Genomic DNA, 20,396 nt, shown 5'->3' with positions numbered 1-20,396 from the left:
GACGGGAAACGAAAAAGCCCGGTTTAAAACCGGGCTCGAACAAACACGCCTATTGACAATGGCTTTCTCATATTAAAAAGGTCAGGCACCTAGTGCCTGACCTGCAAACTTCTGGTCGGGACGACTGGATTCGAACCAGCGACCCCTTGACCCCCAGTCAAGTGCGCTACCAAGCTGCGCCACGTCCCGAAGCTTTTGTTTGTTGCTCTGCTCTCGCTCGCAACAGGGAGTATATTAACCCGAAACTTTAGACTTGTGCAAGAACTTTTTTATAAATTTTGAAGCAAGTCCAAAATTGTATTTGCGAGCTGGGGTTTTGTTAGCACGGGAAGTTCTTGCGTACCCGTTGTGCTCACAATCCAGGCCTTGTTGGTATCGGTTCCAAAGCCCGAATCGGCGCGCGAGACATCGTTGGCGATAATTGCATCGCAACCCTTGCGGGCCAATTTGCGCTCAGCGTACTCGACAACGTTATCGGTCTCGGCCGCAAAGCCGATCACGCATCGCTCGCCCTTCTGGCGCGAGAGCTCGGCCAAAATATCGACCGTTTCGACAAGCTCGATGCGATCCAAGCGTTCGTTGGACTTTTTGAGCTTATGGTCGGCAGGGTCGGCGGGTGTGTAGTCGGCGACGGCAGCCGCACAAATTGCCGCATCGGCCGTCTGGAAGGCGCTCAGTGCCGCCTGGAGCATCTCTGCGGCGGTTTGCACGCGCATGCACTCCACGCCGCGGGGAACATCGAGCGATGTCGGTCCCAACACGAGCGTGACCGCAGCGCCGCGGCGTGCGGCCTCCCCCGCCAGGGCGATGCCCATCTTGCCCGAAGAGCGGTTGCCAATGAATCGCACGGGGTCGATCGGCTCGTGCGTGGGACCGGCGGTAATTACGATGCGCTTACCCGCCAGGTCCTGTGGCGCGGGGTTGAGCACCTCACAGACAGCCTCTACGATGTCCTCGGGCTCGCTCATGCGTCCCGTGTCCACGTCGCCGCAGGCAAGGTAGCCGCTGCCCGGACCCACCACATGGACACCGCGCTCGCGCAGCGTGGCCATGTTGGCCTGCGTCGCCGGCGCCTTCCACATGCCGTTGTTCATAGCGGGTGCGATCACGATGGGTCGCGGCGTCGCAAGCAGCGTGGTGGAGATGAGGTCATCGGCGACGCCGTTGGCCATCTTGGCGATGATATTGGCCGTCGCGGGCGCCACGACCACCAGATCGGGCTCCTGCGCCAGCGAAATGTGGTGGATGGGGTCGGAGGGATCGTCGAATAGGCCCACGGCAACGGGCTCATTGGTGAGTGCGCGGAAGGTAAGCGGCCCCACAAACTCGGTGGCATGCTCGCTCATAACGACCTTGACGCGCGCGCCGCGCTTTTGCAGCAGGCGCACGATATTGCACGACTTATAGGCGGCGATCCCGCCGGTAATGCCCAGCAGGATCGTATTTCCCTCAAGTTGCATTGAATTGTTGGGTGCCGCCATCGTTTAAGCTTCCTTGCTCGGGAGCACCAGGAGGCGGTGGCAGTACGGGCAGTGCGTAATCTCGCTACCGTCGTGGTTCAGGTCGCTCATGGACGATGCCTGCAGCGCGGTGTGACAGACCGTGGGGATGTTGCCCTGGATGGTCTCGACGGCCAGGCCGCGGAACTGCTTGAGCAGACGCTCGTAGTCGGTGAGCACGTCGGCCGGCAGCGTGGCAGCAAGCGCGGTGCGCTCTTTAGTGGCGGCGTCAATCTGAACCTGAAGGTCGGCAGCCTTGGCGCGGGCGGCCTTGGTATCGGCCTTCACGCCCTCCTCGAACTTGGCGATGATTGCCTGCGCGCGGGCCTCGCGCTCGAGCGCCTCCTTATGGGCGACAACGACGTCCTTGCGGGTGTGCTCAATCTTGTCCAGACGCTTGGCCAGGGTGGCGAGTTCATACTCCAGGTCCTGAACCTCGCGGTAGTCGGAGCCGTCGACATGGCGCTTCTTGGCAGCCTCGATGGCGTTGTTGGTCTGAATCTCGGTGGTGTTGAGATCGTCGAGCTCAATGTCCAGATCCTTGCGCTGGGCGTAGAGCTTGGTCATCTCGGACTTGAGCTTCACATAGGTCTTGCGCTTGGAAGCGAGCTCCTTGAGCTCCGGCATATTGGCAAGTTCGCTCTTGTTGCGGGCGAGCTCCAAATCGATCTGTTGCAGCTTGAGTAGCGTAGCGCCGGCGCTCATAAGTTCTCTCCTTTTGTCACAGTCCACCATTGGCAAGGGTTCAGTATTTTAATCGCATGACGGGGGTCGACCCCGGCGTCAACTGCAGAGTTCATCAATATATCAACGAACGGCTCCTCAGAGCGGTCGTGGCCGAGCAAGATCACCGGTAGCCCACGCAAGGCAAGGTCTTGCGCAACGTGGTAGCCCGCCTCGCCCGTCACGACAACGTCCGCGCCCGCGGCGATGGCGAGCTCTCCAAAGTCACCGAGGGAGCCGCCCAGAATGGCGACGGTGCGGCACGAGCGCTCGGCATCGCCCCATACACGCGGGTCGCTTCCGAAGGCCGTGGCAGCACGGGCGGCAAGATCGCGCAGCGTGCACGGGTCGTTGAGCGTCGCAAGCGCGCCAAGGCCGGTCGACTCGGGGTCGTCTACGTGCTCCAGCGAGCTCACGGGCACGGCGTCCAGCAGCTCACTTAGGCAGGCACGCGCCTCGTGCGAGCGGTCCAGATTGGTGTGGAGCGAAATAATGCTCACGCCGCAGCGGGCAGCCTCGTAGAGGGCCGCGCTGCACTGGGGTCGTGTGGCATCCGCCGGACAAAAGGCCTCGGGTGCCTTGATGTATATGGGATGATGCGTCAGCAGCACGTTGGCGCCGGCTTCTTGGGCGCGGCGAACGTTAGCCACGGTCGCATCGAGTGCGCAGGCAACGCCGGTGATCTCCGCGGCCGGATCGCCAACGGAGAGTCCTACGTGATCCCAGCCCTCGGCGTCCGCCTTGGGATAGCGTGCCAGCAGCGCGCGCTCAAGCTCGGCGACGATCATGCGGCACCCACGATCGAGAGCAGCGTCCGGGCGAACTCGTCCAGATCGCTCGGATTCACGCGGTCATCAAAGGAAATGCGCAGTGCTCCCAATGCCTGCTCGCGACCGATGCCCATCGCGCTCAAAACGTGGCTCGGGTCCATGCTGCCGCTCGAGCAGGCAGAGCCGGCCGAAACCTCAAAGCCGGCGGCGTCGAGCTTGACGATGAGCTCCTCGGAGTCCATGCCGTCGACGTAGATCGAAACCATACCCGGCAGACGGTCGACCTGCTCGTAGTCGCCCATGGTGGCATGAATGCGTGGATGGGCCGTAAGCGTGGCGTAGAGTTTGTCGGAAAGGGCTTGCAGCTTTTCGCGCTCCTGAGCCACTTGGGGCACCAGCGTGCGGGCAGCAGCGGCAAAGGCTAGCTGCGTGCGCAGGTCCTGCGTGCCGGCGCGACGTCCGGCTTCCTGTCCGCCGCCAAAGATGCGGGGGCGCAGTGGCGTGCGGGTCTTAACGTAGAGCGCGCCGGATGCCACAGGACCGCCAATTTTGTGGGCCGCGACGGACATAGCATCGACGCCCAGCTCGGTGACATCGAGTGGAATGTGCAGATAGCCCTGGATAGCATCGGTGTGGAACACTGCGCCCACGGTATGAGCGGCCGAGGCAAGCTCGCGGATGGGCTGCACCACGCCGGTCTCGTTGTTGGCGACCATAATGCTCACGAGCGACACGTCGTCGCTCAGCAAGTCGCTCAGCGTGGCAGGCTCAATGTAGCCCGCGCGGCAGGGCTGCACCAGGTCGACGGTAAAGCCGGCGGCACGCAGCAGCGGCAGGTTGTCCAGAATCGAATCGTGCTCGATGGCCGAAACGATTACACGATCGCGCTTGCGATCGCGCTGACGAGCGCCCTCGGCAAGACCGAGCAGCGCCAGCTGGTTGGCTTCGGTGCCGCCGTTGGTCAGAACAATCTCGGACGGGCGGACGCGTGCGCCAAAGCTATGGGCGATCTCGCGACGGGCAACCTCCAGGCGCGCGGCGGCCTTGCGGCCGAGCGAGTGCAGCGAGTTGGGGTTGACGCCGGCAAGCTCGCTGTCGTCATATTCGCGCTGCGCAAGGAGCGCCTCGGCGCGCATAGGCGTCGAGGCGGCGTAGTCAAGATTCACGGGTATGCGGTTTTGACCTGCGGTCATAAGGGTTTATGCCTCCTGTGCGGCCTCGTTGCCCAGCTTCTGCAGCAGCGCAACCTCGGCAGCGGGATCTTCGGACTTAAATACGGCGGAGCCGGCCACCAGGACATTTGCGCCGGCCTTGACGACCTCGGCAATGTTCTTGGAAGAAATGCCACCGTCGACCTCGATGAGGGGCGAAACGCCGTGACGCTTGCACATGGCCTTGAGCTCGTGGAGTTTAGCGATGGTACCGGGGATAAAGCTCTGGCCGCCAAAGCCCGGGTTCACGCTCATGAGCAGCACCATGTCGACAACGTCGATAATGCTCTCGAGCACGCACACGGGGGTGGCGGGGTTGAGCACCACGCCGGCCTTGACGCCGCGCTGCTGCAGATGCGTGAGCGTACGGTGCAGGTGCGTGGAAGCCTCGTAGTGCACGGTGATCATGTCGGCACCGGCGTCGGCGTACCAATCGACCGTCTCGTCGGGGTTCGACACCATCAGGTGCGCGTCGACCGGTATATCAGTGGAGCGCTTGACGGCCTTAAGGATGTCAACGCCAAAGGTCAGGTTGCCGGTAAAGTGGCCGTCCATGACGTCGAAGTGCACGTAGTCGGCACCGGCGATCTTGTCGAGTTCGCCCTTGAGGTTGGCCATATCGGCCGAGAGGACGGACGGAGCGATTTTAATGGAACCCATGGTAGTAGCCTTTCTGCGCTAGTCGGTGAGTCCGTAGAACTCTTGAGAGGGGACGCGGTCGGTGAGAATCTCGAGCGCCCTATCCAAAGTAACACCGTTGTAGAGCGTTTGCTCCACGGCAAAGGTGAGCGGAATGTCTACGCCCAGTGAACGGGCAAGCTCGCTGACGCTGCGAGCCGCGACTGCGCCCTCGACAACCATATGCGTGCGCGTCTGGTACTCGTCGAGCGACACGCCGTGGGCAAACTCGTAGCCAAAGGTGCGGTTGCGCGAATGCTCCGAGGTGCAGGTGGCAATGAGGTCGCCCATGCCGGCAAGTCCCATGCAGGTCATAGCTTGACCGCCGCGGGCGTGCACCAGACGGCTGATCTCGGCCAGGCCTCGCGTCATGATGAGGGCGAGCGTGTTGTCGCCCGCACCAGAACCGGCGGAAATGCCGCACACGATGGCGATGACGTTTTTCATAGCGCCGCAAACCTCGACACCGGTCATGTCCTGCGACAGGTAGATGCGGAAGGCCGTGGACAGGAGTAGGTCCTTAAAGGTCTCCCCTATCTGTGGATCTTCGCTGGCGATGACGGCGGCAGAAAGACCTCCGCGGCAGATCTCCTCGGCATGGTTGGGGCCTGAGAGCGCCGCTACGCGCGTCTCGTTGCCGATCTCGCTGGCGATGACCTCGCTCATGAGCAGGCCGGACTCGGGCTCAATGCCCTTGGTGAGGCAGAGCACCGGGGTATCGGCGGCGATAAAGGGCGCGGCCTGGTGGCACACGCTGTGAAGGTGCGTCGAAGGAACGGCAAAGATGATGGCCTCGGCGCCGTCGAGCGCCTGGGTCAGATCCGTCGTGGCAACAACGTTGGTCGGCAGTTCATAGTCCACTAGGTAGCGAGGATTACGGTGCTCGCCATTGATGCCGGCGGCCGACTGCTCGCTGTGGGCCCACATGGTCACGCGCTCGGCTCGCGCGGCAGCTAGGCCGGCGACGGCGGTTCCCCAGGAGCCTGAGCCAATCAGCGCAACATTCATGACTCTCTCCTACTTATCGTCGGGCTCGGTGACGCGCTTGGTAAACGAGAGCTTGGACTCTTTACCGGTCATGAGCTTTTTGATGTTCGCGCGATGGGCCCACACCACGGTGATACCGATCATCGCCATGCAAAACTTAAGGCCTAGGCTGCTGTACGGAAAGACCGCACAGGCGGCGATGGGTAGGCCGATGGCGGCGGCAAGCGAGCCCACCGACACAAATTTGGTAATGGCGACGGCTACGATAAACATGCCTAGCAGCGAAAGTCCGATGGGCCAGTACCAGGCGAGGATAACGCCCAGACCCACGGCGATACCCTTACCGCCATGGAAGTTGAGATAGGGCGAGAAGATGTGGCCCCACACCGCTGCCAGGCAGATGACACCGAGCATCCAGTCGCCGGGGGCTCCGGGCGCCATAATGTTCGGCGGAAACCCATAGCCCACGCTCGCGATGAGCGGACGGGCGATGACAACGCAGATGGCGCCCTTAAGGCAGTCGAGCAGCAGCGTGAGCGCGGCCACCTTGGGGCCGGCCACGCGCAGGGCGTTGGTGGTGCCGATGTTGCCGGAGCCCGCCTTGCGAATGTCGGTGTGGTTGAACACGCGGCCCAAGATCAGGCCAAACGGAATCGCCCCGATAAAGAACGAGACCACGGCGCAGATGGCGGTCAGCAGAATCGGATTATGCATCCTTTTGCTCCTTCTTCCTAAAGAAGAGTCGAATGGGCGTGCCGGCAAAGTCGAAGGTCGAGCGCATGCGGTTCTCCACGTAGCGCTGGTAGGTGTCGTTGACCAGGTCGCTATGGTTGACGAAGAACGTGAACGTCGGCGGGTTGACGCCCGTCTGGGTCACGTAGTGCATGCGCAGGCGGCGCTTGCCGTCCACCACGGTATGACCGAACTCGCGCAGGTCGGTGAGGAACGTGTTGAGGCGCGAGGTGCTGATCTTCTGCGAGCGCGTCTTTTCGGCGGCGTCTACCATTGCCCAGATCTTCTCGACGCTGCGGCCGGTCAGGGCAGAGATGCGCAGGTACTGGGCCCAGGGAGCCATGACGCCCAGACGGCGGTCGATGGTCTCCATGCAGGCCTCGCGCTTACGGTCGTCGTCGAGCAGATCCCATTTGTTGAGCAGCACAACGATGGCGCAGCCGCGCTCGATGGCAAGACCCATGACCTTCTGGTCCTGCTCAGTAACGCCCACGGAGGCGTCGACGACGAGCAGCGCCACGTCGGCGCGGTCGATGGCGCGTAGGCCGCGGACCATCGAGTAGTACTCGATGTTTTCGTACACGGTGCTCTTCTTACGAATGCCCGCGGTGTCGACCATGCGGTAGTGCTTGCCGTTGCGCTCCACGACGGTGTCGATGGCGTCGCGCGTGGTGCCGGCAATGTTGGACACGATGGAACGGTCGGCGCCCAGGATGCGGTTGAACAGCGAGGACTTACCGGCGTTGGGGCGGCCGATGATGGCGACGTTCAGCGCGTCGGGGAACTCATCGGCGACCTCGTCCTCTTCCTCCGGAAGCAGGGCCACGATATCGTCGAGCAGGTCGCCCGTGCCATGACCATGCAGGGCCGAGAGCGGCGTGGGCTCACCGATGCCGAGCGAATAGAACTCCCAGATGCTGTCGTTCTCGCGATCGGGGTTGTCGAGCTTGTTCACCAGCAGAAAGACCGGCTTGTCGCAGCGCTTGAGCATGCGGGCGACCGACTCGTCCTCCTCGGTGACGCCGGTGCGGCCGTCGACCACAAACAGGATGACGGCGGCTTCCTCGGCGGCGGCGAGGGCCTGGTCGCGAATGGACGTGGCGAAGACGTCATCGCTCTTGAGCGGTTCGATGCCGCCCGTGTCGACGATGGTGAACTCGCGGCCGTTCCAATCGGCCGTGTGGTACGAGCGGTCGCGCGTGACGCCGCGGGACTCATGGACGATGGCGTCCGAGGTCTGGGCCAGGCGGTTAACGAGCGTGGACTTGCCCACGTTGGGGCGTCCGACGACGGCGACGATAGGTTTCATCTGCACTCCTTTAATGGGTAGGGTCAGTGGAAGTGTTAGAGTCGGCAGGCACAATGCCAAGGATGTGCTCCAGGGTATCGAGCAGCTCATGCGGCATGGTCGACACCACATGAACCTCGGCGCCGCGACTAGTAAGGCTTGCGAGTAAATCGTCACGATGATACTCGTCAAGCGTCATGCCGTCAGCGTTGAACATGAGCTTAGGCACAAAGAGCATAACCCCCGAGAGGTCCTGCGGCAGCTGTTCCAGAATGTCGCAGGCGACGATGAGGCCGGTCACGTCCACGTTGCCGCCAAAGTAGCGATTCTTGATGGCCGTGACGGTGCCGGCGAGCCCCTGCGGCGATTCCACGAAACGTGCCACGGTGTCGCGTGCGCTGGCGCCCGAGAGGCACAGCAGGTGCTGGTTGCGCTCGGCGATGCCAGCGCGGACGCGGGCCAGACGCTCGACGTCGGAGGCAAGCACGTCGTCGGTCTCGTCCAGATACGAGCGGATCATGCCGATGCCGTCGTAGTACTGCGGATAGCCGTCGTAAAAGTCCGCCTCGGGCGGATCGATGCCGGCGTCCAGGTAGAACTCGTCGCTCATCTGGAAGGTGTGGCGGCCAAAACGCTCGAAGGCGCGGTCCTGGTAGGGACGGATCATGGCAATGGTCTCGCGCGCCAGTTCGGGCTTGTCGCTGTATGACCAGCTAAAGCGGTTCTGATGCTTGGTAAAACCAAGCGGCACAATGCCCAGGCTGGTGATCTGCTCATGTTCCTCGCAGTAGCGCAGGGTCTTTTCCAGCTCCTCGCCGTCGTTCATGCCGGGGCACAACACGATCTGCGCGTGAATCTCGATGCCGGCGGCCATGATGGCCTCGAGTACGTCCATGCCGCGCTGGGCGTTGCGGCCCATCATACGACGGCGGACGTCGGGGCTCACGGCATGGACCGACACGTTCATAGGGCTCATGTTGCGTTGGATGACGTTTTGCACGTCCTCGTCGGTGAGGTTCGTGAGCGTGACAAAGTTGCCCTGCAAAAAGCTCAGGCGGTAGTCGTCATCGCGAATATAGAGCGTTGAGCGGCCGCCCTTGGGGAGCATCGTCATAAAGCAGAACACGCAGGCGTTGACGCAGGTACGCATGCCATCAAAGATGGGGCCATCGAAGTCCAGGCCCCAGTCCTCGCCGGGAAAGCGGTCGAGCTCTACAGGGGTGACGGTGCCGTCGCGCGGATCGAATACCTCCAACTCGACGGTGTCGTCGTCGGCCTCCCAGAGCCACACGATCATATCAGTCAGCTGCTCGCCGTTGACCGTAAGCACGCGCATGCCCGGCTCGATACCCACATCCCATGCGGGCGACTCGGGACGCACGTTCTTAACGAGCGCGCCCTCACCCGGCTCGGGGTCGCGGCTGCGCCCGTAATCGGCCACCTCGGCGGCGTATGCGGGTACGGTCTGGTCCATGATTAGCGGCAAAGCTCCTTGATGCGCGCGACGGCGCGCTCGATGTGTTCTTGCGGGGTGGAGGCTCCGGCGGTGATACCGATGTGGTGAGCGTCGGTAAACCACGCGGCCTGGAGCTCGGAAGCTTCCTCGATGTGATACGTGCGCTCGCAGGCGTCCGCGCAAATCTGTGTCAGGCGACGGGTGTTGCCCGAGTTCTTGCCGCCCACGACGACCATGCAATCACAGCGTTTGGCAAGTGATGCGGCTGCCTGCTGGCGCTCGCTCGTGGCGGCGCAGATGGTGTTGATCACGCGCAGCTCCTGTACGCGTGGGGTGATGGCAGCCACGACCTCGGCGAGGTTCTGCGCGGTCTGGGTGGTCTGCACAACCAAGCCCACCTTGCCCTTGAGCGGCAAAGCGTTGGCATCGGCGGCACAGCTCACGACCTGCGCATCATTGCCGGCGTGACCCAGAATGCCCTCGACCTCGGGGTGGCCTGGCTCGCCCACGACGATCACGCGGTAGCCCTCGCGCACCAGGCGCTCGGCTGCCACATGGACCTTCTTCACGTAGGGGCAGGTGGCGTCGACCACGGTAAGGTCGCGCTTGCGGGCAGCATCGATTACCTGCGGCACCACGCCGTGGGCGCGGATGATCACGGTGCCGGTTGCGGCGTCGTCCAAGGTGTCGGCCAGACCGACGCCTGCCTCAGCAAGCTCGCGCACCACGATGGGGTTATGGATGAGCGGCCCCAAGGTGTGAACTTGAGTGCACTCCTCTGCCTGCGGCGCAGCGGCCAGCGCCATATCGAGCGCACGCTGTACGCCGTAGCAAGTGCCGGCGTGGGCGGCGATCTCGATGGTAGGCGCGGTTGCCTGGCCGGACACAGTCGCGGTGGTGTTCGTCACGTTCTCGCTCATGGCTAGAACCTGCCCGGATGCTCGGCGCACAGCTCGTCTCGCATGGCGTAGACGCGGTTCATGGCCTCGGACTCAAACCATTCCAGGCGCTCCGTGCGCTTAAGCCCAGCCGGTGCGTCGGAAAGCGAGACGGCCTTGCCGGCGCGGATCCAGCACTTCTTGGGACGCATGAGCTTTTTGCCCGCGGGCGTGATGTCGGACCAGCCGCAGATGGCGAGCGGGTTAACGGGCGCCTTGCCCATCTGAGCGATGAGCGCAAAACCGCCGTGGACCTCGGGCTTGATCTCGCGCGAGCGGATGCGCGTGCCCTCGGGGAAGATCAGAACGTCCTCGCCGCGCTGCAGCGCATGCTGGGCGGCGCGCAGGCACTTCATATCGGCAGTACCACGCTCCACGGGGATGCCGCCTACGCGGCTAAAGGCCCAGCGCACAATCTTGCTCTTGGCGAACTCGGACTTAAAGATGGGACGAATGCGGCGGCCCCCAAAGAACAGCGCCGTCTCCACGGCCAAGAGCTCGGCCATCGAGGTGTGGTTGCAGATGACCACGCTGCCGCGGCCTTCCTGGCGCTCAAACAGCAGATCGGCGTCCTCGACCTTCCAGCGCCACATGAGCTTGGAGAAAGCCCAAAGGATTGCCATGACCACGAAGACGGTGCCGCGGATGAGCGCGGGAAACTCGGCATATGGGGCGTTGTAATAGTCCTCGGGCGTCTGCTTAAACAGGCGCATGGGCTACCTCCTTTGGTTGATGAGGTCCTCGATTATCGAGACGACCTCATCGATGGTGTGGGCGGTGGAGTCAACGTGCACGGCGTCCTCGGCGGGCACGAGTGGGGCGACCTCGCGGCTGCTGTCGAGCTTGTCGCGCTGCTTAAGGGCGTCGAGGGTCTCGTCGACCTCGGCCTCGAGCTGCTCGGACGTGAGCGGCTGGGCGTCGTTTTGGTGACGCTGCAGCACGCGGCGGCGGGCGCGCTCGCGCGGGTCGGCGGTCAGGAAGACCTTGACTTGTGCGTTAGGGAACACGACGGTGCCGATGTCGCGACCCTCGGCCACGATATCGAGGTCCTCGGCGGCGCGGCGCTGATGGATGAGCATGGCGGCGCGTACGCCCGGATAGGCCGAGACCTTGGAGACGTTGGCGTCCACCTGTGGGGTGCGGATGGCGGCCGAAGCGTCCTGGCCGTCAATGGTCAGGCGCGTATCCTCGCCGGTGCCGTTGGTAAAGCGAATTTCGATCTGCTCGGCAAGGGCGTCGATTGCCGCCTCGTCGTCCAGATCGATGCCGCGGTCGAGCGCGGCGAAGGTGACGGCGCGATACATGGCGCCCGTGTCGAGCTTGTTAAAGCCCAGCTGGCGGGCGATCTCCTTGGCGATGGTGGACTTGCCGGAACCGGCGGGGCCGTCGATGGCGACGATCATGCAATGCTTCCTTTCGATGATTGACGTGCTGGTGTGGTTCGCGGGCGTTGGGGCGCGGTGGGTTGCCTAGCCCGTGTAGCGCTCGCGGTAGGTGTTGCGCTTGGGTGCGGAGCCGTGGCTGCCGTGATGACGCGTGCGGCTGGCGGGCGTGTCTTGGGGCTTGCCGCCGCGTATGGCGCTGGCCTGCTTGGGCGGGATACCACCGCTTTTGAGGATCTGCACCTCGCGGTCGGTGAGCTCGCGCCACGAGCCCTTGGCCACATCCTTGAGCTTCAGGCCGGCAAAGTTGCAGCGATGCAGACGGATTACCGGATGGTGAATCTTGCTCAACATGCGCTTAACTTGATTCTTGCGACCCTCGCGGATGATGACCTCCACGGCGGTGGTACCAGGCTTGACGCCCTGGGGAGCTACGGCCTCGGCCTCGCGTGCGGTGATGACGCGGCAGATTGCCGGCTGGCACAGGCCGTCATCGAGCTCGATGCCACGGCGGAGCGGTTCTAGATCGCGGTCGGAAAGACTGCCGTCCACGAGTGCCTGGTAGGTCTTATAGACATGCTTGCTGGGGTGCAGCAGGTCCTGTGACAGGTCGCCGTCGGTGGTAAAGAGCAAAAGGCCCGTGGTGTCACGGTCCAGGCGGCCCACCGGGAACAGTCCCGGAAAGCGGTCGCGGGGGACCAGGTCGGCCACGCAGGGGCGCTCCTGCGGGTCGCTCATGGTGGTGAGGTAGCCGGTCGGCTTGTAGAGCATCAAGTACACGGCGCCCTGGTTGAGCTTGACGGGCATGCCGTCGACCTCGATATGGTCGCGGTCGACGTCGACCTTGGTGCCCAGCTCGGTCGCGACCTGACCGTTGACGGTCACGCGTCCGGCGGTCATCAGGTCCTCCGACCCGCGGCGGCTCGCAACGCCCGCGCGCGCCAAAAAGCGCTGCAGCCGCATGGTGTGCGGGTAGACGGGCTGGGCGTCGGTTACGGGTACTGCGTTGCCCATGGCGCGCGTCTCCCCTACTTCGTTAGTCCTCGTCATGCAAATCCTCCGAGGTCTCGTCGACGACCAGGGCCTCAAAGTCCTCGACTGCCTCAACATCTTCAACATCGGTATCGAGCAGTTCGCGCTCTTCGTCCAGATCTTCGGCCTGCTCCTCGAGCGTGGACTGAATGCTGTGGCCGCTCAGACGCTCGCGGATAAACTGGCGCGACTGCTCGTCGGGGGCAAACTGCTCCAGATCGGGCAGGTCGCGGGTGGAGCGCAGGCCGAACTTTTCCAAGAAGGCGTTGGTCGTGCCGTAGATGATGGCTTGACCGCGCTGGGGGTCGCGGCCGAGCTCGCGCACCAGGCCCTTGTCGACGAGCGACGCGATGACGCCGTCGGAGTTGACGCCGCGGATGCCCTTGACCACCTCGCGCGTCACGGGCTGGTGGTAGGCGATAACGGCCAGGGTTTCGAGCGCCGCCTGCGACAGCTTTTGCGTGTCCCAGCTCAACACATAGGCCTCGACCACGTCGTGGTAGGCGGGGTGCGTAAACAGGCGCCAGCCGCCGGCGACCTCGCGCAGCTGAAAGCCACGGTTGGTCTCCTCGTACTCAACCTTGAGCTCAGCGAGCAGCGATGCACACTCGCCGGGGGCGATATCCAGTGCGCCGGCCAGCGCGGGCGCACTCACCGGGTCGCTCGACACCAGCAGCAGCGCCTCGAGGGCGCCTTTGAGGCTGTTTGCCTCCAGCGTGGAAAGGGTTGACATGGTTGCGGCTCCTATTCGGTGAGCTCGGGGCCCTCGCCGGGCACATAGGCCTCGGCGCCCTCGACGCGGTTGATGCGGATGGTTCCAAAGATCTCGTCCTGGCTCAGCGTGAGCGAGCCGCGCTTGGCGAGCTCAAGCATAGCTAGGAAGGTGACGACGAGCTGCTCGGTGGTGGCATCGCCGTCCAGTAGCTCGCGGAAGGTGCAGGTTTGGTGCGCCATGGTAAAGCGGTCGACCGAGGCCACCGTCAGGTCGAGCGGCACGCGATGCGGCGCCACGTGCTCGGCCTCCAGCAGGAAGGTCTGGCGCTTGCCGTCCAGGTCGGCACAGATGACGGCGAGGCCGCGCAGGGTGATGCCGGCCAGATAGTCGGGCATTAGGCCCAAAAACTCCGGGTCGGGACCGGCCACACGCGGGTGCATGCGGCTTTCGGCCTGCATGCGGGCACCGAGGGCCGCCGCCGCGCCCTTAAACTGCTTGTATGCAATCAGGCGCTGGATCAGGACCTCGCGCAAGGCGTCGCCGTCGAGCGTGCTGAGCTCCTCGAGGTCTTCGTCGAACTCGTCATCGTCGTCATCGACTTTGCGCGGGGCCTCCTGCGGCACCAGAGAGGCGGCCTTGATGTCCAAAAGGGTTGCCGCGACCAGCAAAAAGTCGCTCGCCACGTCCAGGTCCAGCGCCTCGATGCGCTCGGCCTCGGCAAGGTACTGCTCGGCCACCTCGCTGATCGAGATGGCGCCGATATCTACTTTTTGGCGGGTTACCAGCTGCAGCAGCAGGTCGAACGGTCCGCTGTAGACCTGCGTCGACACGCGATACGACATCTTCGACCTCCTTTGACGGCGCCTTCGCGGCGCGGTTTGGGTGAAAATTGCGACCGTTTTGCACGGTCGACCTGTAAGTTTACCTTAGATGCCGGCGATTGCGAAGTTGAGCAGCCACTCGGCCAGCGGATACACGGTAACGTCGAAATAGCGCCCGATCACGTCGATGCCGGTCCACATGGGCAGCAGGTACAGCACGATGATAAGGATCGGCATGGCGTATTGTTGTAGACGGTAATAGTTGTTGAGCGCCTTGCCATTGAGGAACGGCACGATGATCGACGAGCCATCGAGCGGCGGAATCGGGATGAGGTTGAAGAACGCAAGCGACAGGTTGGCCACGATGAACGTGGCGCCGAAGTTCATGATCTGTGATGCCACGGCAAAGGACATGCTGGTGTAGAGGTTGCCGTACGTTGCGTGCATAAGGGCGGCCGCGAGGCACGCGAGGGCGATGTTCGACGCGGGGCCGGCCACGCTCACCAGGACCTCGTCGCGCTTGGGGTGCTTGAGGTTGTTGAGGTAGACGGGCACGGGCTTTGCGAAGGCGAATACGGGACCGCCGGCGGCAAGCATCAGCAGCGGCAGGATGATGGTGCCAAACGGGTCGATATGGTTGAGCGGGTTGAGTGAGACGCGGCCGCGCGAGCGGGCCGTCTTGTCGCCGAGCGCCCAGGCCGCCGCGGCGTGTGCGCTCTCGTGGATAACGATGCCCACGATGACGGCGACGGCGCTAGCGAGCAGGTTCATGAGGTAGCTGCTGGACATATCGATCCCCTAGCGGACGCGGCGCGAGGCGCGCGTGAGCAGGTAGTCGGCCACAAAGAGGATTACCGCGACGATGGCGTAATCCAGGCGGAACACACCGCCAAAGGGCGACGTGATGACGCCGTAGCCGGCGATGGCGTTCGGCAGCGCGCGCGAAAGCTCAACGACAAAGCCCACGATCTGCAGCTTGGCGGTGAGGCCGCTAAAGCACAACAGCACGGTCATCGCACTCATAAAAATGCCGCAGATGCGACAGGCGATGGCGATGATGCTCATCGCCACGGCAGCGGCCTTACGAGAGTTCACGTGCGGTCTCCTCTTCGATCTGGGTGGAAAGCTCCAGCCATTCGTCCTCGAGCTTGGGCAGCTCTTGCTTAAGGCCGTTATATTCCCCCAGCGCGGCGTTGAACTTGTCCTGATCGGCATAAAGCTCTTCGCTTGCCATTAATTCCATAAGCTCGTCATAGCGGGCTCGCTTTTTATCGAGCTCCGTCTCGATCTTCTTGAGCTGGTTGCGCACGCCCTTGAGCTTTTTGTTGAGCGCGGCACGGGCCTGAGCCTCGGCACGCTTTTGCTCCTTGGTCTTTTTGCCCTCGGCGGGCTTGGGTGCTACGACGGGGGTGTTGGCCTGGGCGGCGCAGGCGGGCTTGCCCGCCGCCGGCGCACTCTCCCCTGCCGCCTCGGCGGCGGCGCGGGCCGCGAGGTCCTCGCGCTTGTAGAGGTAGTAGTCGTAGTCGCCGTCGTAGACCGTGACGTTACCATCGCGGATGTCGATTACGCGATTGGCCACGGCACGTACCAGGTGCTCGTCGTGGCTGATCAGCACGATGGTGCCGGGGAAGCTTTGCAGGGCATTCTCGAGCATGTCCACCGAGTCGATGTCTAGGTGGTTGGTGGGCTCGTCCAGGCACAGGAGTGCCTCGGGGGCCACGAGCATCTTTGCCAGGGCCAGACGCGCCTTTTCGCCACCGGAGAGGACGCGAACCTGCTTCTCGATGGAATCGTTGTCGCTAAACAGGAAGGCGCCCAGCAGGCTGCGCTGCTGCGGCACGGTCCACTTGGGCGTAACGGTGTCGATCTCTTGCAGGACGGTATTGGACTCGGTCATGCCCTCGAGCGCGTGCTGGGCGTAATAGGCCACGCCCACGTTGGTTCCCAGGTCCCGGGTTCCGGTGGTGGGCGGCTCCAGTCCGGCGATAATCTTCATGAGCGTGGACTTGCCGGCGCCGTTGGGGCCGACGAGTGCCACGTGCTCGCCGCGGTAGAGCTTGAGGTCGATGTCGCTGTAGATGTGCTTTTCGCCGTAGGACTTGGAGACGCCCTCGAGCCCCACGACCATGTCGCCGGAGCGCGGCGGGTCAGGGAACTTAAAGTCGATGTGCTTGTGGCCCTCGGGCAGGATGACGAGCTCCTTTTTGATCTGCTCGATCTTGCGGATGCGCTCCTGCGCCTGGGCGGCCTTGGTGGGCTTATAGCGGAACTTGTCGACGAAGACCTGCATGTGGGCGATGTCGCGCTCCTGGGCGGCGCGCTTGGCGCGCATCTGCTCCAGGTTGTCCTCGCGTTGTTTGAGGTAGCTGCTGTAGTTGCCGGTGTAGGTGGTCACGCGACGGTTTTCGAGCGCGGCGACGTGGTCGACGCAGGCGTCCATGAAGGCGCGGTCGTGGCTGACGATGAGCACGGCGCCGTCGTAGTTGGCGATAAAGCCGCGCAACCACTGGACGCTTTCGAGATCCAGGTGGTTGGTGGGCTCGTCCAGAAGCAGCAGGTCGGGGTGGCGCAGGAAGAGCTTGGCGAGCGCGATGCGCATCTGCCAGCCGCCCGAGAACTCGGAGCACGGGCGCTCAAAGTCGGTGACCTTAAATCCCAGGCCGGACAGGATCTTGCGGGCGTTGCTCTCGAGCTCGTAGCCGCCCAGGTGTTCAAAGCGGTCCTGGACCATGCCGTACTCGTTGAGGAGTGCGTCGACGTCTTTGCCCTGTTCGGAGAGCTCGGTGATCTGAGCCTGCAGCTCGTTGGCGCGCTCTCCCATGCGGCGGATTTCCTTGGCGGCGGCCATGACCTCGGCGAGAATGGTGGTGTCCTTTTGCTCCAGGTTGGTTTCCTGCTCTAGGTAGCCCACCTGGCAGTCCTTGGCGTACTGGACCTGGCCGGCGTCTGGGCTGTCGATGCCCATGATGATCTTGAGCATGGTGGTTTTGCCGGCGCCGTTGGGTCCCACGAGCGCAAAACGCTCGCCGGGGTTGATCTGGAAGGACGCGCCACTAAAGAGGACGCGCGCGCCGAAGCTTTTTTCGATCTTGTCGACCAGGAGGATCATGGTGCCGCCTTTGACCTTGTGTGCCTATATGAAAAAAGGCCCCAACTTGCGTTGGAGCCTCATTCAATGCTCGGGTGGAGACGAGGGGGATCGAACCCCTGACCTCTTGACTGCCAGTCAAGCGCTCTCCCAGCTGAGCTACGCCCCCGTGCGAAGAAGTACTATACGGGAACTCGGACGGCGATGCAAGGACAATTTTGGAAAAACTTTCCGGTGGCGCGGGCGCCGCTGGGACGAGAGCGCGGCACGGACTCGAGGGCAAGGGACCCGCGATGCCGGATCCGGCCCGCGGGGCGCGCCCAGGGCATCTCGGGTTCCGCCGCTCGCCGGTTTTCGCTTCCACCCCACGGGCCGCCATCCGCCCAACGACCATCCCGCCGGCGCCGGGCCCATTATCGGGGCCAATCGCGCTCCCGCCGACCCGGCGATTTCAAAACCATGCCGGTTTACGGGGCCAGGCCGGGAACCCCCGAGCATGCCGTAATCGGTAAAATCAAAACCGCAGGTAGACGACTTGCGCATTCAGCGAAATGCAGGGTATGGACGGCCGGTCCGGGTCCAGCCCCGTAATCCGGCGTAGTTTTGAAATGGTTCTTGTCAATCAGCATTAACTATTGCGTGGATTTGACCGAAAACGTTTATCAAGACAATTTCGCAGGCATGTGGAGTGGGAACTTTAGCAAAAAGAAGCCGGGCTATTTGCCCGGCTTCTTGATTCTCTGGTGGGCCCTCCGGGATTCGAACCCAGAACCCAGGGATTATGAGTCCCCTGCGCTAACCGTTGCGCCAAGAGCCCTTATAAAGTGGCACTTACAGTTGGGGTGGCAGAACAGCCTCCAACGCTTTGAACCACGTCGTGAAATACTACCATGCACGCGACGCCCGTTCAACGCACGATCTTGTCGACCAGGAGGATCATGGTGCCGCCTTTGACCTTGTGTGCCTATATGAAAAAAGGCCCCAACTTACGTTGGAGCCTCATTCAATGCTCGGGTGGAGACGAGGGGGATCGAACCCCTGACCTCTTGACTGCCAGTCAAGCGCTCTCCCAGCTGAGCTACGCCCCCGTGCGAGAAAGTACTATACGGGAACTCGGACGGCGATGCAAGGACAATTTTGGAAAAACTTTCGGCAGCGGGGGCGAGGATGCGGGACGGACTCGAGAGCGAGGGGCCCGCGATGCCAGATCTGCCCCGCGGGGCGGCGGCAACGTCGCCGCCCTCAGAACATCTCGAGTTCCGCCGTTTTTCGCTTTCGCAGCGCGGGCCGCCACTCGTTCAACGGCAATCCTGCCGGCGCTAGGTCCTTTATTGGTGCCGATCGTGCTTTCGCCCAGTCGGCCATTTCAAAACCATGCCGGATTACGGGGCTAGACCGGGGACCACCGAGCATGCCGGAATTGGTAGAAACAAAACCGCAGGTAGACGACTTGCGCATTCCGTGAAATGCAGGGTATGGACGGCCGGCCCGGGTCCAGCCCCGTAATCCGGCATAGTTTTGAAATGATATTAATTCACTAACAGGCAAACTAGGTAGTTCTAGCGCCTTGTCGCCGGCTAATTTCCGATTTCCAACCAGTTGCACAAAACATTTGCTCGCAGTCGCGTCTCGGCGGACTTCATTGCTTCAGTTTTGGCTTTATAGCGAATCCCTAAACGGTCGCAGACACTTCTGACTATGGTGTCTAGCTGCTTTGAATCGTTGAGCATATCGTGAGTCACCAGGAGTACATCGAATCCCATGCTCTGCAACGCAGTCATGCGCTCCGCATCGTGGTCAAGTATTGCACCTGAGCCATGAATGACTTCACCTTGGATCTCGAGAATTACCGCCTTCATTAGGATTGAGTTTACGATCACGATATCGCCGTAGCAGACCTTTTGACCTGCAATGCTTTGTGCCGATATGGAAAGAGGGGTTAAGTCGTTGGCATAAACGTTCGTGAAGCCCGCGCCGCCAAGACGCCGCGGACGGTTTAAAAGCAAGATTCCTGCAACCTCGAGCGGAGACGCAGCAATGCCGATAACCTGCTGAGCGGCATCATAGAACTGCTTTCCCCACATTTGACTTTTGACCTTGTCGGCGAAACGATGCAGGTCGCTCAGTTCGATGAGCGGCTTTCTCATCCAGAGAGAAGTACCTTTGAGTTTCGTAACCTCTCTTCCATCCTCGCGATTGTTCGTTTGGCCTTCATTTGCTGGGACCTTTACGGTTGTGCGGGCATAAACTCGTTTCCAAGGAATCTCGTCTTCGCCTTCTCCAAGTTCGAACAGATCCTGCGTGCTGGAATTGCGATTCTCCTTTAACGCGATTTTTAACTGCATTTCGACAGCGGGGGTCGGCTCGAAAACAGAAAACCAGCCGCAAAGTTCGTACATAGCCAGTACGAGATCTATTTGGGACACAAAGCGTGTCATAGTAAATAACGTGTTAAGCGGATTGGTGACGCTAAAGCCTAAATGAGTGTTGGTTGTTGTGCCGGTATCCGAAGCCCCTTCCCAGCGAATAGTGGAGCGCAATCCCGAGTGGTGATTACAACAACCTGGCGAAGCAACAGCGATAATCGGGGTCTTGAGGACATCGGTTACGAAAGGGGCTTGGGATAGGGCCCGCCAGCCGTCATCTGAGCTGGGTAGGCGCGGGTAGAGGTCATGCACCTGCGGTGGGCAGCGCCAGTAGCGGAATGCGGTGTTTGCGCAGACGATTTCGTCCATGTGGCCTCCCCTGGTTTCGACCGTAGGCCGTGCGGATTGCGGGCATGGCCGATTATCTACCGGGGCATCATGCGGGTAAGTACGGGAAGCAAACCAAATGCTGACAAAAGCATGCCGAGTTCCGCCGAAAAACCGTCGTGTGATAGAAAACCGCTGGAAGGAGCTTTGGGCATGTGGTCCCTGTCTCCACATTTGCGCGCGGATCACATGGGGAATTCAATGAAAATACACATGCGTTTTATACAAAACATGCAATGGCGTCAGCAAGACGATATGAGAAAGCCATTTGGGCCGCCTCCCCCGCGGCGCAGCTTCTTTCCGCGGGCTCGGGATGCCACAAT

Annotated in this window: 19 protein-coding genes and 4 tRNA genes; all 23 read right to left on the bottom strand. The window is 62.2% G+C overall.

Annotation, left to right across the window (positions count from 1 at the left end; genetic code table 11):
- Window positions 1-112: 112 nt before the first annotated feature.
- The 23 genes from ABHU32_RS09415 to ABHU32_RS09305 all read right to left on the bottom strand — a co-directional run bounded on the left by ABHU32_RS09415 (window position 113) and on the right by ABHU32_RS09305 (window position 20,055).
- Window positions 113-189: transfer RNA gene (locus tag ABHU32_RS09415), tRNA-Pro, on the bottom strand.
- Window positions 190-269: 80 nt separating this feature from the next.
- Entirely contained in the window at window positions 270-1,481 is a 1,212-nt protein-coding gene (gene coaBC / locus ABHU32_RS09410; RefSeq protein WP_346979745.1) for a bifunctional phosphopantothenoylcysteine decarboxylase/phosphopantothenate--cysteine ligase CoaBC, read from the bottom strand.
- A gap of 3 nt (window positions 1,482-1,484) precedes the next feature.
- The gene (locus ABHU32_RS09405; protein ID WP_346979744.1) at window positions 1,485-2,204 is read right to left on the bottom strand and encodes a zinc ribbon domain-containing protein; all 720 of its coding nucleotides are present in this window, start codon (window positions 2,202-2,204) and stop codon (window positions 1,485-1,487) included.
- Complete coding sequence (locus tag ABHU32_RS09400) at window positions 2,201-3,010, bottom strand: Nif3-like dinuclear metal center hexameric protein (RefSeq protein WP_152068190.1); 810 nt, start codon at window positions 3,008-3,010, stop codon at window positions 2,201-2,203. Before ABHU32_RS09400 ends, ABHU32_RS09405 begins: the two co-directional genes overlap by 4 nt.
- Window positions 3,007-4,185, bottom strand: coding sequence for a cysteine desulfurase family protein (locus ABHU32_RS09395; RefSeq protein WP_217108097.1), 1,179 nt, complete (start codon window positions 4,183-4,185; stop codon window positions 3,007-3,009). Before ABHU32_RS09395 ends, ABHU32_RS09400 begins: the two co-directional genes overlap by 4 nt.
- Window positions 4,186-4,191: 6 nt before the next feature.
- Complete coding sequence (gene rpe, locus ABHU32_RS09390; protein WP_346979743.1) at window positions 4,192-4,863, bottom strand: ribulose-phosphate 3-epimerase; 672 nt, start codon at window positions 4,861-4,863, stop codon at window positions 4,192-4,194.
- A gap of 18 nt (window positions 4,864-4,881) precedes the next feature.
- Window positions 4,882-5,889: an NAD(P)H-dependent glycerol-3-phosphate dehydrogenase gene (locus tag ABHU32_RS09385; RefSeq protein ID WP_346979742.1), complete on the bottom strand. Its 1,008-nt coding sequence runs from the start codon at window positions 5,887-5,889 to the stop codon at window positions 4,882-4,884.
- 9 nt (window positions 5,890-5,898) lie between these two features.
- Window positions 5,899-6,582 (bottom strand): glycerol-3-phosphate 1-O-acyltransferase PlsY, encoded by a 684-nt coding sequence (gene plsY / locus ABHU32_RS09380; protein ID WP_346979741.1) that lies wholly within the window; start codon window positions 6,580-6,582, stop codon window positions 5,899-5,901.
- Window positions 6,575-7,909 carry a ribosome biogenesis GTPase Der gene (gene der, locus ABHU32_RS09375; RefSeq protein WP_006236029.1) on the bottom strand — a complete coding sequence of 445 codons (1,335 nt, stop codon included), beginning with the start codon at window positions 7,907-7,909 and terminating at the stop codon, window positions 6,575-6,577. Before der ends, plsY begins: the two co-directional genes overlap by 8 nt.
- Before the next feature lie 10 nt (window positions 7,910-7,919).
- Window positions 7,920-9,362: a DUF512 domain-containing protein gene (locus ABHU32_RS09370; RefSeq protein ID WP_346979740.1), complete on the bottom strand. Its 1,443-nt coding sequence runs from the start codon at window positions 9,360-9,362 to the stop codon at window positions 7,920-7,922.
- Window positions 9,363-9,364: 2 nt separating this feature from the next.
- A complete protein-coding gene (locus ABHU32_RS09365; protein WP_346979739.1) occupies window positions 9,365-10,264 on the bottom strand; it encodes a 4-hydroxy-3-methylbut-2-enyl diphosphate reductase in 900 nt (299 codons plus the stop codon).
- 2 nt (window positions 10,265-10,266) lie between these two features.
- Window positions 10,267-10,995: a lysophospholipid acyltransferase family protein gene (locus ABHU32_RS09360; RefSeq protein ID WP_346979738.1), complete on the bottom strand. Its 729-nt coding sequence runs from the start codon at window positions 10,993-10,995 to the stop codon at window positions 10,267-10,269.
- Window positions 10,996-10,998: 3 nt separating this feature from the next.
- Window positions 10,999-11,685, bottom strand: a complete 687-nt coding sequence (gene cmk / locus ABHU32_RS09355) for a (d)CMP kinase (RefSeq protein ID WP_346979737.1) — start codon at window positions 11,683-11,685, stop codon at window positions 10,999-11,001.
- A gap of 66 nt (window positions 11,686-11,751) precedes the next feature.
- Window positions 11,752-12,714 (bottom strand): pseudouridine synthase, encoded by a 963-nt coding sequence (locus tag ABHU32_RS09350; RefSeq protein ID WP_430393435.1) that lies wholly within the window; start codon window positions 12,712-12,714, stop codon window positions 11,752-11,754.
- Complete coding sequence (gene scpB / locus ABHU32_RS09345; protein ID WP_346979736.1) at window positions 12,701-13,429, bottom strand: SMC-Scp complex subunit ScpB; 729 nt, start codon at window positions 13,427-13,429, stop codon at window positions 12,701-12,703. Before scpB ends, ABHU32_RS09350 begins: the two co-directional genes overlap by 14 nt.
- 11 nt (window positions 13,430-13,440) lie before the next feature.
- A complete protein-coding gene (locus ABHU32_RS09340; protein WP_152068179.1) occupies window positions 13,441-14,253 on the bottom strand; it encodes a segregation and condensation protein A in 813 nt (270 codons plus the stop codon).
- 84 nt (window positions 14,254-14,337) lie between these two features.
- Entirely contained in the window at window positions 14,338-15,021 is a 684-nt protein-coding gene (locus tag ABHU32_RS09335; RefSeq protein WP_346979735.1) for a site-2 protease family protein, read from the bottom strand.
- A 9-nt stretch (window positions 15,022-15,030) separates the two neighbouring features.
- On the bottom strand, window positions 15,031-15,327 hold the full coding sequence (locus tag ABHU32_RS09330; RefSeq protein ID WP_346979734.1) for a hypothetical protein: 297 nt from the start codon (window positions 15,325-15,327) through the stop codon (window positions 15,031-15,033).
- Complete coding sequence (locus ABHU32_RS09325) at window positions 15,314-17,341, bottom strand: ABC-F family ATP-binding cassette domain-containing protein (RefSeq protein WP_346979733.1); 2,028 nt, start codon at window positions 17,339-17,341, stop codon at window positions 15,314-15,316. The genes ABHU32_RS09330 and ABHU32_RS09325 overlap by 14 nt, the downstream gene beginning before the upstream one ends.
- A gap of 75 nt (window positions 17,342-17,416) precedes the next feature.
- Window positions 17,417-17,489: transfer RNA gene (locus ABHU32_RS09320), tRNA-Ala, on the bottom strand.
- A 572-nt stretch (window positions 17,490-18,061) separates the two neighbouring features.
- A tRNA-Ile gene (locus tag ABHU32_RS09315) sits at window positions 18,062-18,137 on the bottom strand.
- Window positions 18,138-18,335: 198 nt separating this feature from the next.
- A tRNA-Ala gene (locus ABHU32_RS09310) sits at window positions 18,336-18,408 on the bottom strand.
- Window positions 18,409-18,897: 489 nt separating this feature from the next.
- Window positions 18,898-20,055 (bottom strand): hypothetical protein, encoded by a 1,158-nt coding sequence (locus ABHU32_RS09305; protein WP_346979732.1) that lies wholly within the window; start codon window positions 20,053-20,055, stop codon window positions 18,898-18,900.
- Between the last annotated feature and the right edge of the window lie 341 nt (window positions 20,056-20,396).

This window comes from Collinsella aerofaciens (assembly GCF_039758965.1).
GTDB classification, from domain to species: Bacteria; Actinomycetota; Coriobacteriia; order Coriobacteriales; family Coriobacteriaceae; genus Collinsella; species Collinsella aerofaciens_BR.
Note: the sequence above shows the minus strand (reverse complement) of the source record. Positions and strands in the feature narration are given on the sequence as shown.